The sequence below is a fragment of the Bacteroidales bacterium genome (assembly GCA_016707785.1).
Classification (GTDB): domain Bacteria; phylum Bacteroidota; class Bacteroidia; order Bacteroidales; family UBA4417; genus UBA4417.
Window position 1 is genome coordinate 63,009 of record JADJGZ010000023.1, and the last position, 17,880, is coordinate 80,888.

Annotated in this window: 15 protein-coding genes; 7 read left to right on the forward strand and 8 right to left on the reverse strand. The window is 39.7% G+C overall.

Annotation, left to right across the window (positions count from 1 at the left end; all coding sequences use genetic code 11):
* Window positions 1-135: 135 nt before the first annotated feature.
* On the forward strand, window positions 136-2,043 hold the full coding sequence (gene yidC / locus IPH84_13450) for a membrane protein insertase YidC (protein ID MBK7174207.1): 1,908 nt from the start codon (window positions 136-138) through the stop codon (window positions 2,041-2,043).
* Between the two features lie 81 nt (window positions 2,044-2,124).
* Here yidC and IPH84_13455 read toward each other — a convergent pair whose 3' ends face one another.
* Window positions 2,125-2,907, reverse strand: a complete 783-nt coding sequence (locus tag IPH84_13455; protein ID MBK7174208.1) for a menaquinone biosynthesis protein — start codon at window positions 2,905-2,907, stop codon at window positions 2,125-2,127.
* Between the two features lie 260 nt (window positions 2,908-3,167).
* Between IPH84_13455 and rpsA the strand changes: the two genes are divergently transcribed.
* Both rpsA and IPH84_13465 read left to right on the forward strand, forming a co-directional pair.
* The gene (gene rpsA, locus IPH84_13460; GenBank protein MBK7174209.1) at window positions 3,168-5,213 is read left to right on the forward strand and encodes a 30S ribosomal protein S1; all 2,046 of its coding nucleotides are present in this window, start codon (window positions 3,168-3,170) and stop codon (window positions 5,211-5,213) included.
* A gap of 108 nt (window positions 5,214-5,321) precedes the next feature.
* A complete protein-coding gene (locus IPH84_13465; protein MBK7174210.1) occupies window positions 5,322-6,239 on the forward strand; it encodes a ribonuclease Z in 918 nt (305 codons plus the stop codon).
* A 50-nt stretch (window positions 6,240-6,289) separates the two neighbouring features.
* On the opposite strand, the gene IPH84_13470 is transcribed toward IPH84_13465, so the two are convergent.
* The 7 genes from IPH84_13470 to IPH84_13500 form a co-directional block, all read right to left on the reverse strand.
* Entirely contained in the window at window positions 6,290-7,387 is a 1,098-nt protein-coding gene (locus IPH84_13470) for a glycoside hydrolase (GenBank protein MBK7174211.1), read from the reverse strand.
* Between the two features lie 28 nt (window positions 7,388-7,415).
* Window positions 7,416-8,594, reverse strand: a complete 1,179-nt coding sequence (locus IPH84_13475) for a Zn-dependent exopeptidase M28 (GenBank protein ID MBK7174212.1) — start codon at window positions 8,592-8,594, stop codon at window positions 7,416-7,418.
* Window positions 8,595-8,632: 38 nt separating this feature from the next.
* Window positions 8,633-9,130 (reverse strand): prolyl-tRNA synthetase associated domain-containing protein, encoded by a 498-nt coding sequence (locus IPH84_13480; GenBank protein ID MBK7174213.1) that lies wholly within the window; start codon window positions 9,128-9,130, stop codon window positions 8,633-8,635.
* 40 nt (window positions 9,131-9,170) lie between these two features.
* Window positions 9,171-9,899 carry a tRNA threonylcarbamoyladenosine dehydratase gene (locus IPH84_13485; GenBank protein ID MBK7174214.1) on the reverse strand — a complete coding sequence of 243 codons (729 nt, stop codon included), beginning with the start codon at window positions 9,897-9,899 and terminating at the stop codon, window positions 9,171-9,173.
* A gap of 67 nt (window positions 9,900-9,966) precedes the next feature.
* Window positions 9,967-10,668 carry a TatD family hydrolase gene (locus IPH84_13490; protein MBK7174215.1) on the reverse strand — a complete coding sequence of 234 codons (702 nt, stop codon included), beginning with the start codon at window positions 10,666-10,668 and terminating at the stop codon, window positions 9,967-9,969.
* A gap of 31 nt (window positions 10,669-10,699) precedes the next feature.
* The gene (gene rsgA / locus IPH84_13495) at window positions 10,700-11,767 is read right to left on the reverse strand and encodes a ribosome small subunit-dependent GTPase A (GenBank protein ID MBK7174216.1); all 1,068 of its coding nucleotides are present in this window, start codon (window positions 11,765-11,767) and stop codon (window positions 10,700-10,702) included.
* 341 nt (window positions 11,768-12,108) lie between these two features.
* Entirely contained in the window at window positions 12,109-12,348 is a 240-nt protein-coding gene (locus tag IPH84_13500; protein MBK7174217.1) for a hypothetical protein, read from the reverse strand.
* 353 nt (window positions 12,349-12,701) lie between these two features.
* Between IPH84_13500 and IPH84_13505 the strand changes: the two genes are divergently transcribed.
* From IPH84_13505 to IPH84_13520, 4 genes are all read left to right on the forward strand, one after another.
* Entirely contained in the window at window positions 12,702-14,318 is a 1,617-nt protein-coding gene (locus IPH84_13505; protein MBK7174218.1) for a S41 family peptidase, read from the forward strand.
* 321 nt (window positions 14,319-14,639) lie between these two features.
* On the forward strand, window positions 14,640-15,626 hold the full coding sequence (locus IPH84_13510; protein ID MBK7174219.1) for a dihydroorotate dehydrogenase-like protein: 987 nt from the start codon (window positions 14,640-14,642) through the stop codon (window positions 15,624-15,626).
* A 91-nt stretch (window positions 15,627-15,717) separates the two neighbouring features.
* Window positions 15,718-16,656, forward strand: coding sequence for a DMT family transporter (locus IPH84_13515; protein ID MBK7174220.1), 939 nt, complete (start codon window positions 15,718-15,720; stop codon window positions 16,654-16,656).
* 26 nt (window positions 16,657-16,682) lie between these two features.
* Window positions 16,683-17,825: a saccharopine dehydrogenase NADP-binding domain-containing protein gene (locus tag IPH84_13520; protein ID MBK7174221.1), complete on the forward strand. Its 1,143-nt coding sequence runs from the start codon at window positions 16,683-16,685 to the stop codon at window positions 17,823-17,825.
* The last annotated feature ends 55 nt before the right edge of the window (window positions 17,826-17,880 follow it).

Here is a 17,880-nt window from a genome sequence, read left to right on the forward strand (position 1 = left end):
CAGGGTAAAAGCGGATTGGTTAAGCCATTCCGCTTTTTTTTATTGATACCGTCATTCCATTACTCGTTGCTCATTGAAGGGAAGGAACATTTTGTATCTTTGCGCCCCCAAATAGATAATAGAAAGAACATTTCAATGAGTAGATCGAATATTATTGGCCTGGTTGTTATCATGGCCCTTCTGATTGGCTATAGCTTATTTATGACTCCTTCGAAGGAGGAAATGCAGGAAGCCAGGAAAAAGGCTGATTCCATTGCTAAAGTTGAGCAAGTTGAAGCTGCTATCCAGTCGGCACAACAAAAAATTCAAAAGACCATACAGGACTCATTATCCAGGTTGCCCAAGGATACCCTACAATCATTGGCTGTTGAGAAGTTCGGGGCTTTCGCCAATTCTACCCAGGGTAAAAATCAATTCTATGTTATAGAAAATGAGGTTCTTAAGCTGAAAATTTCTGCCAAGGGAGGATCGGTCTTTTCTGCTGAACTGAAAGACTTCAAAACCCATGATACCTTGCCTTTGGTTATCTCACGCGGTGATTCATCAGTCTTTGGATTCGAGTTTAATACCGAAGATCTGAAGTCAGTTAATACCAATGATTTATTTTTCCAACGCGTCGCATCTGATGCTAATCTTTCTGATTCCCTTTTTGTAAAAGGCAAGGACTCCTTACAATTTGCCCTTCGGCTCTATCCTTCAGGCAGCGACAGTGTTTCCGGACAATCCGGATATATTGAATACCTGTATACCCTGAAAGGAAATGAGTATATGGTTGGTTTCTCAGTAAGGTTTGTCGGCCTTAAAGGGATTGTTGCTCAAAATACCCAGGACTTACTTCTAACCTGGAATACTGATCTTTATCAACAGGAGAAGAGTTTTAAGAATGAACTCACCCAGTCGACCATCTATTACATGGATAATACAGGAGATGTGAACTATCTTACTGAAACCAGTGATGAGAAGGAGCGGGTGAATACTCCGGTTAAATGGGTTTCATTCAAAGACCAGTTCTTTTCAGCCACTTTAATTGCCCCGGATAAATTTGAAAGTACTGATCTGGAAACTATTTCACATGAAGAGAGTGATGCCAGGCTGCTCAAAACCATGAAAGCCTCTTTCACTTTGCCATATAATCCTACAGGTGACCAGGCCTATAATATGCGTTGGTTCTTTGGTCCCAATAAATATAAACTAATGCGGGGCTATGATTTAAGCCTGGAACGCCAGATTCCATTGGGATGGAGCTTCTTTCTCATGCAATGGATCAACCGTTTTGCCGTATTACCAGTCTTCAACTGGCTTGAAAGTTTTGATATCAACTATGGGATTATTATTCTTATCCTTACGGTACTGTTGAAGATAGTATTATTCCCTGTTGCCTGGAAGACTTATATTTCATCTGCCAAAATGAGGATTCTTAAGCCAGAGGTAGAAGAAATTAATGCTAAGTATCCTAAGAAAGAGGATGCGATGAAAAAGCAACAGGCAGTCATGTCATTATATAAGAAGGCGGGAGCCAATCCAATGTCAGGATGTGTACCTATGTTGCTCCAATTCCCGATTCTTATAGCTTTATTCCGGTTCTTCCCGGCATCCATAGAACTCCGGCAGGAATCCTTCCTTTGGGCCCATGACTTATCAAGTTATGATTCTGTTTTGAACCTGCCTTTTACCATTCCTTTTTATGGGGATCATGTAAGTTTATTCTGCCTGCTCATGACCATTTCTACCATTATTTATACGAAAATGAATAATGATATGATGGGTTCAACAAATCAGCTTCCAGGTATGAAGACCATGATGTATCTCATGCCAATCATGTTCCTCGGATTTTTCAACAGTTATTCTTCAGGTTTGAGTTACTATTACCTGCTGGCCAACCTGTTTACATTTGCCCAGATGTATTTTATTCGTAGGATGGTGAATGAAGATAAACTTCATGCAAGGATCCAGGAAAACAAGAAAAAACCTGTGGTAAAATCAGGATTCCAGAAACGCCTGGAAGAAATGGCTAAGAAACAAGGATATCAGACTAAGAAATAATAAAATCTCCCAGGTATCTGGCTTTATTTCCCCGCTTTTTCTGAGAAAAGAAAGGGGTATGATCATCTGGCAGAGTTTTTATTACCTGTTGATCGGTACTTTTACAAGGTCTTCTTTGAAGTAGGAGAGGAATAGGTCCAGCCCTTTTCGTTTTTCATCATCAAAAGAGAAACTGATATCGCTTTCGAGGTATTTCAAAAGTGCTGATTCGCTAATCATGAGATTTCTTGCAAGATGAATGGAGTCTTTAGTATGATTGACGCCCCAGCTAAGTGCTTCATCAAACTGCCTGATAAAGATTTCCGGTAGCTCTTTAAGCGTTGCCCAGGCTGCAAATACAAAGGGCAATCCGGTAAATGCAAACCAGGCACCAGCGAGGTCATGGCAATACTTGTAATTCCGGCAGGCCCCAAATGTTTTATCTCCGATCAGAACAACTCCTTCATCCATTCCTGGTATTGTAATTGGATGGTCCCCCAGGCTCACCCATTCAACCTGTATTTGCCAGTACCTTTTTGCCAGGATCCTGACAAGGTTAACAGAAGTTAATGAGTCGGTATCAAGGTAAATCTTTTTTAATTTATTAAGGGGGGAATTTGTAAGGAGTAAAACTGTTTTAACGTTTCCTGCAGCACCGATACAATAATTACCAATGAGTTGATATTCATTAAGTCCGGGTAAGGCTCCTACCGGGATCAGGCTTAGATCCGCTGATCCGTCCATGAGTTTCCTGGCACAGGCAGAGGGAACATCCAGATTCAATTCATAACCTTCAAGCAGGCCTGAGTTGAGTATCCCATGAATCAAGGGTAATGTGTTGTAATAAGAAACGGCAGATATCCTGATTTTGTCCATTGTGATCATTCCTGCGACAAATATAGTTGTTTGACGAAAAGGTTGGTGATTTTCTCTGCTGCTTTCCTATAACTGATAGATAAGATTTTTAGTGAATTTTGATTGAAAAGTGCCATACTATAGTGAGTTAAATAAAGAAAAATTCCTACCTTTGCACCCCAATTTACCATAGCTGTATTTTGTCCATCCGGGAGCAACTACATCTTATGGTATGAGAAACAAACTAATGTTAAACCGGTCTCCCCGGAAGACCCCATTAATAATAATTCATGAGTGACGAAACAAAATTGAACGACGATCTGAATGAGGTTGAAAAGCCTATTGAGGATGTTGTTGAAGAGACAACAGAAGTAAAAGCAGAAGAAGTAGCAGTTGAAGAACCAAAAGCAGAAGAAGTAGTTGCTGAAGAAGCAAAAGCTGAAGAAGTGATTGCCGAGGTTGAAGAAGTGAAAGAGGTTCCTGCACCTGTTGAAGAAGTTAAGTCTGCACCAGTTGCAGAAAAGCCGGCAGAGAAAGTTGTTGAAGTTCCTGAAGTTCCTGTTGAATTCGACTGGAATGCTATTGGAAAGAAACATGAAGCTTATCCCGCAGCTGAGCGTAAACGCCTTGAAGATCTCTATGAAAAAACCATGAGTTCAATAGGTGATCACGAAGTTGTAGATGGAACTGTTGTTGGCATCAATAACCGTGAAGTTGTTGTAAATATTGGTTTCAAATCCGATGGTGTTATTGCTATCTCTGAAACCAGGTACAATCCTGCACTTAAGATAGGCGATATTATTGAAGTCTATGTTGAAAACCAGGAAGATATGGGTGGCCAGTTACAGCTTTCACACAAGAAAGCCCGTATACTCAGGTCATGGGAGCGCGTTAATGAAGCATTTGAAAAGAATGAAATCATCAATGGATATGTTAAGTGCCGTACCAAAGGTGGCTTAATTGTTGACATTTTTGGTATTGAAGCTTTCCTCCCGGGTTCCCAGATTGATGTGAAGCCTATCCGCGATTACGATCAGTTCGTTGATAAGGTTATGGAATTCAAGATTGTTAAGATCAACCAGGAATACAAGAATGTGGTTGTATCTCATAAAGCCCTTATTGAAGATGAACTCGAAGCTCAAAAAGCCGAAATTATCTCCAAACTTGAAAAAGGACAGGTTCTTGAAGGAACAGTTAAAAATATTACTTCCTACGGTGTATTTATCGACCTCGGCGGTGTTGATGGACTTATCCATATCACTGACCTCTCATGGGGACGTATTAACCATCCGGAAGAAATCGTTCAGCTCGATCAGAAACTTAATGTATGTATTCTTGATTTCGATGAAAACAAGAAGCGTATCGCACTCGGTCTCAAACAACTTACTCCTCATCCATGGGATTCACTTACATCAGATCTCAAAGTGGGAGATAAGGTTAAAGGCCGCGTAGTTGTAATTGCAGATTACGGCGCTTTCGTTGAAATTACCACAGGCGTTGAAGGTCTGATTCACGTTTCAGAAATGTCATGGAGCCAGCATTTACGCACAGCTCAGGACTTCCTGAAAGTTGGAGACGAGGTAGAAGCAGTTGTTCTTACCCTTGATCGCGACGAACGCAAAATGTCGCTGGGTATCAAACAGCTCATTCCAGATCCATGGACTGATATTCTTAAGAGGTATCCTGTTGGATCAAAGCATGAAGCTACCGTTCGTAACTTCACCAACTTTGGTATCTTCGTTGAGCTGGAAGAAGGTGTTGATGGTCTCATCCACATTAGTGACCTCTCATGGAGCAAGAAAATTAAACATCCTGCAGAATTCACCAAGATCGGAGAAAAGATCAATGTTGTGGTTCTCGATGTTGATGTTGAAAATCGCCGCCTGAGTCTTGGTCATAAACAACTTGAAGAAAACCCATGGGATGTTTTTGAAAGCATCTTTACCGTTGGTTCAATTCATAAAGGCACCATCGTTAACTCAGCAGAAAAGGGAGTTATCGTTGCCCTTCCATATGGAGTAGAAGGTTTCGCACCACTGCGCCATGTACAGAAGGAAGATAATTCAACTGCGAAAGTTGATGAAACCCTTGATTTCAAAGTAATTGAATTCTCAAAGGAAAATAAGAAAATCATTCTTTCACATTCACGTATGCACCAGGATACCAAGGCTGCTGATAAAGCCAAGGATGAAAAGGAAAAGGAGAGTGCAGAAATGAGCACCAAACGTGCTGTGAAGAAACTGAAGGACGGTCTGGAAAAGACTACCCTCGGGGATCTTGATGCTCTTGCTAACCTTAAAGCTTCAATGGAGAAATCAGAAGAAGAATCGAAGTAATTCTTTCTTATTATACTTCATCATTGCAGGGGCCGGATTATCTCCGGCCTCTGCTTTTTTAAGCCGATATCATTTTTTTGCTGATCTTTATAGTCCGAATACTGTGTTATGTTCAAATTCAATGTTACCATCCTGGGAAGCAGTTCCGCAATCCCGACTTCTGAACGGAACCCGACATCACAGTTGGTAAATCACAATGAACACCTTTTCCTTCTCGATTGTGGTGAAGGCACACAAGTGACTCTCCGGCGAATGCACATCCATTTTCAGAAGATTAATCATATTTTCATCAGTCATTTGCATGGTGATCACTTCTTTGGACTTATCGGACTTATTTCATCGATGCATTTATTAGGCAGAAGTAAGCCCCTGCATGTTTACGGCCCGCCTGAATTACACGCTATTATTGATCTCCAGCTGAAAGTTTCACTCACTGAACTGATATATCCTTTCTTCTTTCACCCCACCCAGGCAATTAGTCCGGAAGTATTATTCGAAGATTCTACTCTCAAAGTGGTAAGTTTCCCGATGCTTCACCGGATTCCGACAACAGGATTCCTTTTTGAGGAAAAGCCGGGAGAACGAAGGATTAAAAAGGAACTGATCGAGGAATTTGAGATTCCTGCTCACCTTCTGGCAAGAATAAAACATGGTGAAGGGTTTACGGATGCAAAAGGGAATTATCACACTTATGAAGAATTGACAATTCCTCCATACCCGGCCAGGAGTTATGCATTCTGTTCTGATACTGCCTATTTCGAAGAAATTTTACCTGTCATCAGCAAGGCTGATCTGATGTATCATGAAACTACTTTTCTGCATAACCGTGCTGTAAATGCCGCTGAAAAGTTCCATTCAACAGCCATTGAAGCAGCTACAATAGCCTTAAAAGCAAATGTTAAACAGCTTATCATAGGCCATTATTCAGCCAGGTATGATGACCTGCAACCATTGTTGGAAGAGGCTCGAAGTATTTTCCCCGCTACTGAACTGGCTATTGAAGGCGAAAGGTTTCAGATCGGCTGATTTGAAAATGTCTGACCAACCCTATGTATTTCCTTTTGCAGGTTTATTGATTATTTTGAAGTCAGGGTTTGATATATGGTATCCAGCAATCCTCCTGAATATTTATCTCCGCCAAGGGACCAAAACATGATTCCTCCCAGCGAATTTTCCATCACATACCTGGATTTTAACTCTATCGATTGTTTATCGTCGTATGTGGCAAACAGTTTCTTTTCTGCATTGTAACTATAGGGTGCCATGGCTACCGGATCCCAGAAATGATTAAAGCCGGAATCCTTATCTAAATAGGTGTCGAAATTCTTGAAATTTACATAGTCACTAAATTGACATTCCTGGTAAAGTCCATTATTCGCAGAAGCCACACCTTTAAATACCCTGGCATAAAAAGCAGCGCCAATGATCATTTTTTGCCTTGGAACACCAAGAGAATCAAGGTATCTGACGACATAATCCGTTGAATTCATTTGTTCCGGTGTTGAGTACAATGAGGTGTGATGCCCGCTTTTAGTACTATAGCCATTAATTATATCATAGGTCATCAGGTTGACATAATTGAGATGAGGCATCACCTTACTCCACTCTATCGATTCGTCAAGAAATTGCTTAAAACCGCCTGCAGCAAAACTCAACTCATATTCCGGTCCTAATACTTCCCTGAGTTGAAGGATCAAAGCGGTAAAATTAGGTTTATCTTCAGGGGTATACTTGAAGCCGGGGATGGATGCAATGGCAGGGTATTCCCAGTCAAGATCCAATCCGTCAGCCTTATATTTTTCCAGAAGATGTTTAACTGAAAGTGCAAACTCCATTCTTCCTGCTTCTGTAGAAAAAACATCCGGGCATGTTGGACAACCACCCCAGCCTCCTAACGACAGTATTACTTTTAGTGATGGATTCCTCTCTTTGAGCGCTACTAATTCAATAATACTTGAGCTGTCATTGGGTTTATCCAATAATTTATTGCCTTCAAGATGAAGGAAACTATAGATGATATGGGTGAGTTTCTCAACAGGATATTCTGCTGCATCATTCCCTCTACCCATATAATAAGCGATTACTGCATATTTACTGCTGCCCTGGGCAAATATCTTACCTGGGATTGCACTTGTGAGAATGAAAACCAGCAGACTAGCTATTATACTTCTCATTAAAAACTTCCTCTTCATACTTCTATTTTTACTTTAATTTAATAATTCGGGTAACCATGGATGTCTTCCCATTCTCCTGGTCAAACTTCAACAATAATAAGCCCGTATTCAGATGACCGATTTCAGCCTGGCATGGATCCATTGCACAGAATTTCTTGAAATATTCCTTTTCTCCTTTACTATTATAAATGCTCAGCTGGTATGGAGAATTAAATACGTCGGGACTCCATGAAATTCTTTCAAATGCCGGGTTGGGAAAAATGTGTAGTGCCAGTTCATCTAAATCCTCACCTGATGATGTGTTTAACAGGTAAGCACCGGAGAATTGCAAAATAGCGCCTGTTGCAGCTTTGGTAACTTCATAAACATAATTCGGCGACATCCTGGAAAGAATATCATTTGGAGTGTGCACGACAGTTGATTCATTAGTTTCATAAAGTCCTGTAATTACTTTGCCTGCTTCCTGGAAAGGTACATAATCGGAACCATAGGCATAACTGATCTGAGTTTCTAAGTTTGAGTAGAGTTCAGTAAGATTTACCAGGCTATCAGTATAGGCTGCTGATGCAGCATTATTGGATGAAGGAACATCCTCATCTCTTTCGCAAGTTATCGTATTATTTATCATTCCGGCAACTCCACCCACTTCATCGATGTTGAAAACGAGCAGTATGTTCATGTTTGTTGGCACTACTGTATGGTCTACATAATGCTGACTGCCAATCAAACCCTGCTCTTCTGCACTGAAATTGATAAACCTGATGGAGTATTTGATAGGGACAGTGGCCAGTAGCCTTGCAATTTCCAGAATACATGCGACACCGCTGCCATTGTCGTTTACCCCGGGCCCCTGGTAAGTGTCGTAATGCCCGTCGATTATGAGATATCTTGGAGGGAAAGTTGTTCCTTGCCTTGTTACTATAATATTGTATAACTGCTTGCCATTGAGTTCAAAAGTATCCCTGACGATGTTAGTGTAACCAAAGGATTCATATTTTTCGATGAGCCAATCTGCAGTATTATTCAATGCAGCAGTACCCGGTTCTTTGACTCCAAGTGACTGAAAATGTTCGAGGTTTGTGAGAATGGTATCATAGGAAACACCAGACACAATGCTCCCATAATAAGGGTTATATTGTTGTGACAGAATTGGCCCAGCTGTAAATATTGACAGGATTACGAGGATGAAACAGTGTTTTCGATGCATGAAGTATATAGTTTTCGTGAAACCTTTCATATTCTGGATTAATCGTCGTATAACTCAGTGAATTCAAAGGTGTTACCAGTCCATTCAAGGAATCGGATAAAATCTACTGTTTTCACAATAATAGAGGCAGTATTCAAACATGGGTGAAAGCTGATGGTATCAGACTGAAGCAGGTTTCTATCAAGGAATGTATGCACATGATGATCCTGATCATTGATGAGTCCAAAAGGAGTGACAGATCCAGGGGTTAATCCAAGGTGCTTTTTCATTCTTTCATCCGAAGCAAAACTAAGTTTTCCTTGCTTCAATCTTTTTTCAAGATCATGGATATCCAGCGCATGTGTATGCTCCAGTATCACCAGGTAATGCCGGTTTCCTTTATGATTGCGGAAGAAGATATTTTTACAATGTGTTGCAGCAAGATCTTTCCAGTATTTCTTTGCTTCTTCAATGGTAGGAGCAGGGGGATGTTCATGATAAGTAAACCCAATGTTGAGTTGATTCAGTATTTCATAAAGTCTCGGGTCTCCATTCATCAGGAAATTCTATTGATTTAAGTGTATATTAATTTGACTATCAGACCACTATGTCGATCAGGTCCCTTATTACCACACTGGCGCAGAAACAACCAAAGACAGCCGGCATATAGGAGATTGTTCCTACAGTAGATTTTTTATTTAATTCGCCTTCCGAAAGCTGGATAGATCTCCTGGAAACTACTTCAGGGGAGAAAACAACTTTAATTCCTTGCCTGATGCCCAGTTTATGAAGACGTTTACGCATATAGTAGGCCAATTTGCAGTTATAGGAATTGTCAAGATCGGCTACCATCACTTGTCCGGGATCCAGTTTCCCACCGGCTCCCATTGAACTAACTGTTGGGAAGCCAAGCCGATGGGCATGAAATAGAAGATAAACTTTGGGAGAAAGTGTATCGATGGCGTCAACTACATAATCATATCCCATCTCCATAACTTCTACTAACCGCTCATCTTTGATATACTCATTGATTACGTTCAATTTTAGCCCTGGGTTGATATCCAGGAGCCTTTCCTGCATCACTTTCGCTTTTTCCCTGCCTTCTGTTGAAGTCATTGCGGGAAGTTGCCGATTCCGGTTCGAGGGATGAATAGTATCCCCATCAACTATAGTAAGACTTCCGATACCAGCCCTGCATAATTGTTCAGCTGCAATGGCACCAACTCCGCCTAATCCAGCCACAAGTACGTGCTTATCCCTCAATAACGAAAGGTTATCCTTGCCAATTAATAGTTCAGTACGTGTCTGCCAAATAGAGGTTGTCATCTGAATTCCCTTTTTTTCTCCAGAGTGACAAAAGTAAAAAGATAAATATAAGAATCCTGAAAAAGGCTTATTTTGATATTCCAGACCTGCTTTTATCAAAGCAAGTCATGAAATTCTCGAAAATCTGGGTTTTAAGAGCCTTCTCCTGAATATGGCGGACTTTGGCAACTTCAGCATATAACTTCCATACAGGTTGCTGCCATTCATCTGTTTCCAGAAACAAGTGGTCTAATGGTATGGATTTTATGGATTTCCGGATATTGGAATTCACTTTAAGGAAGTCAGCTCCTACAGAAAGATAAGCTCCCTGCCGGACCAGTTCCCCGGCTATTTGTTCATTATGATTAAAACCATGAATAATCCAGGGGACGGTAGTTTTTTTTAGGCTTATAAGTTCCAGAACTTTATGGTAGGCTCGTACACAATGGATTATCAAAGGCTTTTGCGCTTGTTCAGCGATCATGAGTTGTGCAAGGAAAACTTTCTCCTGATGAGCAATTGGGATTTCCTTTTTTAAGTCGAAACCACATTCCCCCACTGCAAGAACTTGTGAGGAGGTTGAAGCTTCTGCGACCAGTTTCAGACTGTCTTCATCAGTCATTTCATTGATAAACCATGGATGTAAGCCAACGGAAACAGGTTTATTTATGGAACGGAAGGTTTCCGGTTCCCCTGGTTTAACGAGACTTTTAATGCTGAAGATATGAGGGTAATTCCAAGAGATATGGGTATGGATGTCAATATATTGATCAATACCGGGAAGAAGCATAAAAATAATTTCTAACAAAGATAAGTATTCATCAGAAGTTATTCTTCTTCATATCTTTTTTATAATTCTTCATTATTTTCCCAAAAGTTTTTTCCTTTTTTCGCCGCTTTTCAGCACTTGACTCAAAGTATTCTTTCTCCTTTTCCATTCTCAGGTAATTCTCATAGGAAGCTTCATCAATTTCTCCTTTTTGAACCGCTTCTATAACAGAACAACCTGTTTCATTTGTATGTGTACAATCTTTATACTTACAATCCGATGAAAGCCCGATAATTTTATCGAAAGTGATTTCTAGCCCACTTTCTGAATCAGCAATGCCGACCTCTCTCATTCCGGGATTATCAACTAAAATACCTCCATTCTCAAGCACTATTAACTCTCTGTGACTGGTGACATGTCTGCCTTTATTTGTACTTACGCTGATAGTGTCGGTTCGCATGATGGTTTTCCCTGAGAGGTTATTTGACAGGGTCGATTTACCAACACCGGAAGAACCAAGCATACAATAAGTTTTTCCTTTTTTGATGATTGCATTTATTTTATCGTATCCGTTTTGCGATTCATTACTTAACTCAATAACCGGGATATCCTGAACACGGCTTTTGATTTTTGAGATAATATCAGCGAGTTGCTGTTCATCTATTAAATCGATCTTACTAAGTATGATGATAGGACTTACTTTTGATGAGTTACAGATGGTAAGATATCTTTCAAGGCGGTTGATGTTAAAGTCCCTGTCAACGGCCTGAACCAGGAATGCTGCATCAATATTCGTTGCAATGATCTGTATTTCTCCAAATTGTCCAACGGCCTGCCTTTTGATAACCGAGAACCTTGGGAATATTTCATGTATGATTGCAAAACCGGAGTCATAAGTTATTAGGGCAACCCAATCACCTACTGCAGGGAAGTCTTCACGGCTTTTTGCAGTAAAACGTTTATTGCCGGTTATCTCTGCTTCGTACTCACCTGATGTGGTTTTAATAATATATCGTTCTTTATGTTCTTCAATTACCCTACCAATCACGAAGTTTTCGAGGTTATTGTCAATCCTGAATTTCTCAAGTTGCTCATTATATCCAAGGTCTTCTAATCTCATTTCTTAATGTTTGTTTGAATAATACATGCTATTGTGTAGCTACAACAACAGGTCACTCACTGATTAGTTGATCAATAATTTATGTAATTCACTATGAGAGTCACTTTGAATCCGGATCAGATAAAGCCGGGGTTTTGAAAGGCTATCAGAGGGGGGCGGAAAAGGTGGGGGGTTGAATTGTGGGTGTTTGGGTGTTGAGGGGGGGCGCTTTGACGCAAGCGGTTCAGCAAACAAACAGAAGCCATTGTATTTGTATGGGGAAAATTGGCTGGTGGTCTTAGCCCCCATCCCCCACACCCCACCTTGTTTACGCCCGCAAACGGATAGCGCGGGGTAGCAAATTAAATCAGTGCCCCCTTCCCGGGCCCTCCATTGGTATTAGGTGAGTTTGTCCAATTTAGACCTGCATCTGTTGTTTTTAGTAAGGTTCCAGAATTCCCGGCAGCATAACCGTTATTTTCATCAGCAAAACTCACACATTCTAGCCAATTCCCCTGTGGCAGAGGGTTTTGCCAGGTCCATTGGGCAGAAATCAATAGTGGAAATGAGAGTGAAATAAATAATACCAGGAAACGTAACATGGGGGGAGATTTTAGAAAAAAAATGAATGATGTAATTAAAGCCGTTGCTAACTATTTTTTATTATCTAATTGTAGTATAGATGATTTATTGGGTATCCGGCACTGTTGAGATTGCATTTAAAATGGCAAATCACAAACTATAAATGCAACCATATAACATAAACTAAAAAAAACAGTTATTCTTTATAATGATACTTCAATCAAATATACGATGGCTTTTTAATTCATAGATTGAAATAAGGTAAGTATTTAACGAACTGATAAATTTTGTTAAAAAGCTACAATTGTGAGTAATGCAGCAATTCAAGAAGTTAAATAGTATTAATTTTGATAATCCTTAATCCAGAATTGTTATGATCAAAGCACCGAGACTTATTATACTTATACTTTCAATCACCGGGCTCCTATTCTCAACGGAAGGGAAAACACAGGTTTTTAAAGAATCAGAGGATCCGAGGGCTACTTATCAAAAATTTGAAAGTTTATTGCAACTGATAGATTATGCATATGTTGAAGATGTAGATGATGCAAAAATTGTTGAAGATGCAGTAATCAATGTGTTGAAAGAATTAGATCCACATTCTACTTATATTTCCAAAAAGGACATTGACAGAACAAATGAACCTCTTGTTGGAAATTTTGATGGTGTTGGTATTCAGTTTCAACTTTATCACGATACCATTCTTGTTGTTTCACCGGTACCAGGTGGACCTTCAGACAAGTTGGGGATTCTTGCAGGTGATAAAATCATAAAAATTAATGGCGAAGAGGCTTTTGGAAGTAAAATAAATAATCAATATGTACTGGATCATTTAAGAGGTCCAAAAGGGACAAAAGTAAAGGTTGATATTTTCAGAAAAGGAACAAAAGGATTAATTGAATACACTATTGTGCGCGATAAGATTCCTTTGAATAGCATCGATGCCACATATATGGTGAATTCAGAAATCGGTTATGTGAAACTTGCACGTTTTGCCAGGACATCCGCGGATGAATTCAGGGAATCTATTGTGCAGTTGCGTAAGGAAGGGATGAAAAACCTGATCCTCGATCTGAGAAATAATTCAGGGGGTTACCTGGATATCGCTTTTGAATTGTCTGATGAATTTTTACCATCGGGTAAACTCATTGTGTATACGAAAGGATTGAGAAGCCCCAAACAAGATTTTATGGCAACCGGGAAAGGTTCTTTTGAAAACGGGAAACTCATTATCCTGATCGATGAAGCTTCTGCATCAGCCAGTGAAATCGTTTCTGGTGCCGTGCAGGATTGGGATAGAGGAATTATTCTGGGCCGTCGGTCTTTTGGTAAAGGACTGGTTCAACGTCCGTTTCTCCTTCCCGACAGTTCAATGATACGCTTAACTACTGCCCGGTATTATACACCTTCTGGCAGATGTATTCAGAAATCATATGAAACGGGCTCTGAAGATTATTTCAGTGAAGTTTTTACTCGCTTTGAACATGGAGAAATGATCCATGCTGACAGTATCAAATTTCCTGATTCACTAAGGTATTATACCCATAATCAAAGGGTAGTTTATGGTGGAGGAGGAATAATGCCTGACGTATTTATCGCCCTCGATACTACTTTCGCATCCAAATATTATACTGATGTTTTCAGAAAAGGATTACTGAATGAATTTGTACTTCAATATGTTGAAGGTACAAGGAACGAACTGTTAAAAACTTATCCCAATATAAAGGTGTTCAATTCTGGTTTCAATGATGCAAAACTATTAGATGAGTTCGTTGAATATGCGCAAACCAAGGAGGTTCCTAAAGATGAGAAAGGGCTTGAAGCTTCCGGTAAGCAAATATCCATCGTTCTGAAAGGCTTAATTGCCAGAAATTTATACAATGTTAGTGCATACTTCGAAGTCATTGGCAGTTCAGATGATGATATCATAAAGGCCGTTGAAATTCTTAAAAATGAAGATATGTTCAAAAAACTTACCCTGGCCCGGTAGGTTGAATTGTAAAGAATCATACTTATTATTTAGCGATTTATTGTTGAATAAGCCTGGATAGTTTCCAGGCTTATTTTTTTATTATCCGGATTATTGACCGAAGTTCAGGGATGCTTCAAAATGATCTTTAGTCAGCTTTATTATCAAAGTTCTGTCAGAATTAATTTAAGTAAAGGAGCCTGTTTTGACTTGTATTAAAATATTGCCAGTTACATAGGTTATTGTTTGAAATATTTGATATTTTTACCATGCTGTGCTCAGAAAATATATGATGACAGTTTCAAGGAATTAGAATTTATCAACCATTTATTTTACAGGAATATGGTCAATCTTCATACAACCTTTATGGGTTTGAAATTAAAGAATCCTTTAATTATTGGCAGTTCTGGCCTGACAAACTCAGTGGAGAATATTGTTGAATTTGAAAAAAAAGGGGCAGCAGCAGTTGTTCTAAAATCATTATTTGAGGAGCAGATTCTCCAGGAGGTGCATCATGTGATTCGGCAGGATGAATTTAGCAATCTGTATCCTGAAGCCTTTGATTATATTGGAAATTACAGTAAGGATAATAGTATTGGGAAATACCTGGAACTAATACAACAGTGTAAAAAGGCAGTACAAATTCCGGTGATTGCCAGCATAAATTGTTTTACAACAGATGAATGGATTTCTTATGCTAAAAAAATGGAGGTTGCTGGTGCGGATGCCATTGAACTCAATGTATTTGTTTTGCCTTCTGATCCCATGAGAAACTCAGAAAGAAATGAGAAACTATATTTTTCAATCATGGAGGCCGTATTGAAACAAGTGAGGATTCCGGTTTCATTGAAGATTTCGTATTATTTCTCTGCCCTGGCTGAAACTGCCCGAAAACTGGATTGGGCCGGAGCCAAAGGTCTTGTTTTATTTAACCGGTTCTATTCTCCGGATATTGATGTCGACTCATTGAAAATCATACCTTCTCATGTTTTTAGTGATCCTACAGAGATTTCTATACCATTGCGCTGGATCGCTTTACTTTCCGGAGCTGTTAATTGCGATATTGTTGGATCAACTGGTGTATTTACCGGGAAAGATATAGTCAAATTAATTCTCGCAGGAGCTTGTGCCGTTGAGGTAGTTAGTACGATATACAAAAATGGGAACGATCAGATACCCCTGATGATCAAGGAACTAGAAGAGTGGATGGTCACGAAGGGTTTTAACTCAATTTCAGATTTCAAAGGGAAACTTTCTTATAAGCAGGCTGAAAACCCTGCCGCATACGAAAGGGTGCAGTTTATGAAACACTTTGCAGGTATTGAATAGAAGTATTGCAGATAGTATACTTTTCAAAACGTTTGTTCAGACAAGCAAAACTGATAATTCTCCGGTTAACCATTCGTAACAAGGCGTAACTATGGGGCTTCGATTCCTCAAAGTATATCTCTATTCAATGCTTGCCATGCTCTTCTGGGGCCTGTCATTCGTGTGGTTCAAACAAGTTGTGGTGCAGTATCAACCCATAACCATTATCTGGTTTCGATTACTGGTTTCCAGTGGCTTACTTCTTCTCTTCCTCTTTGTAACTAAAAAGCTCGAATTCATCCACAATAAAGACATTAAGTGGTTCCTGCTCCTTGCTTTCACTCAGCCTTTCTGCTATTTTCTGGGAGAAAGTTTTGGGCTGAGCCTGGTATCCAGCACGGTTTCAGCAGTTATTATCTCTACGATTCCTTTGTTTAGCCCTATTGCAGCCTATTTTATTTTAAAAGAAACCGTGTCAAGAGATGTGATCCTGGGTATTGTGGTGTCATTTATTGGCATATTGATTATGCTAATCAATCCTGATTTCTCCATTTCAGCGTCTCCAAAAGGTATTTTGCTGTTGTTTTTTGCAGTTTTAGCAGCTGTTGCCTATTCAGTAGTTATTAAAAAACTGGCTTTTAATTATCGGCCTGCAACTATCATCCTGCTGCAGAATTCCATTGGAATGCTCTACTTTCTGCCATTGTTTCTCATCTTCGACTTAAAAGCCTTTTTATTAATCCAGCCACAAAAAGAAGTTTTGTTTGCCTTCTTCGAATTAACCATATTTGCATCTACCTTGTCCTACTTATTCTACATCATATCAATAAAAGAAATTGGAGTTGTAAAATCAAATGTACTGACTAACCTGATACCGATCTTTACAGCTATCTTTTCTTACTTTATTCTTGCGGAGAGTTTTACTTTTGCAAAAATTTCAGGGATGGGTGTGGTAATGATTGGAATCATAGTATCGCAATACAAGAGTCTCTTTCAAAGGTTAAAAAGGAGTAAATTACCAGAAACTCAGAATCCCGGAATTAAATATTAATAGAAGATAAATTTAATAGAACTTATATGAGAATACTAGTTTTAGGTGCTGGCCTGGTAGGTGGACCCATTGCCGCCGACCTTGCAAAAGAACCCGCTAATAGCATAACTGTTGCCGATATAGATCCTGTTGCTCTGGAGAAGCTCTCTGCAAAGCATAAAGTGACCACATTAAGGGTTGACCTCTCTGATTCAAAAATGGTCCGAAAACTATCTGCCGGGTTTGAACTTGTTGTAAGTGCGGTTCCAGGTTTTTTAGGCCACCAGACTTTGAAAGCTGTAATTGAGGCAGGCACTAATGTTGTGGATATAACTTTTGCCCCCGAGGATTTCCAGCTTCTTGATGCTTTTGCAAAGGAGAAAAATGTGACTGCGATTTGTGATATGGGAGTAGCTCCCGGAATGAGTAACCTTCTGGCTGCACATTGTGTCAGGTTTTTTGATAAAGCTGATGATTTAAAGATTTATGTAGGCGGCTTGCCAAAAGAAAGACCCTGGCCTTATGAATACAAAGCCGTTTTCTCACCAATAGATGTCATAGAAGAATATACCCGCCCCGCAAGGTTCAGGAAAAACGGTAAGGAAGTGATAATGCCTGCCTTAACAGATGTGGAGCCGATGTATGTAGAAGGTTTCGGGGATGTTGAATCCTTTAATAGCGATGGATTGAGGTCATTGCTTACCTCTATTCCGGATGTCCCCAATATGATTGAAAAGACACTCCGTTATCCTGGTCATGTTGAAAAAATGAGGATTCTGAGAGAAACAGGATTTTTTAGAACCGATACAGTGATGATTGATGGAAACCCCATTCGTCCTATTGATATGACAGCCAAACTTCTATTCCCCATGATCAAGTTGCAGGAAGGGGAGGAGGATATCACTGTTATGCTTATCATAGCCGAAGGATTGAAGGATAACCAACGGAAACGCATTACCTACACATTAATAGATAATTATGACAAAGTAACCGGTGTTCATTCCATGGCACGAACAACAGGTTATGCGGCATCTATGGCTGCTCGCTTACTTATTGGTGGATTGTATAAGAATCCGGGTATAAATACTCCTGAAGCCCTTGTTGATCAATCAGATGTATTACCATTCCTTCTGAAGGGGCTTGAAGAGCGGGGTGTGGTCTATCAGTTTAAGGAAGAAGTCATTGACTAAAATTCTAATCAAGCCTTGCAGGTTTGTAAATATTTCTTAATTTTGCACCTCCTTT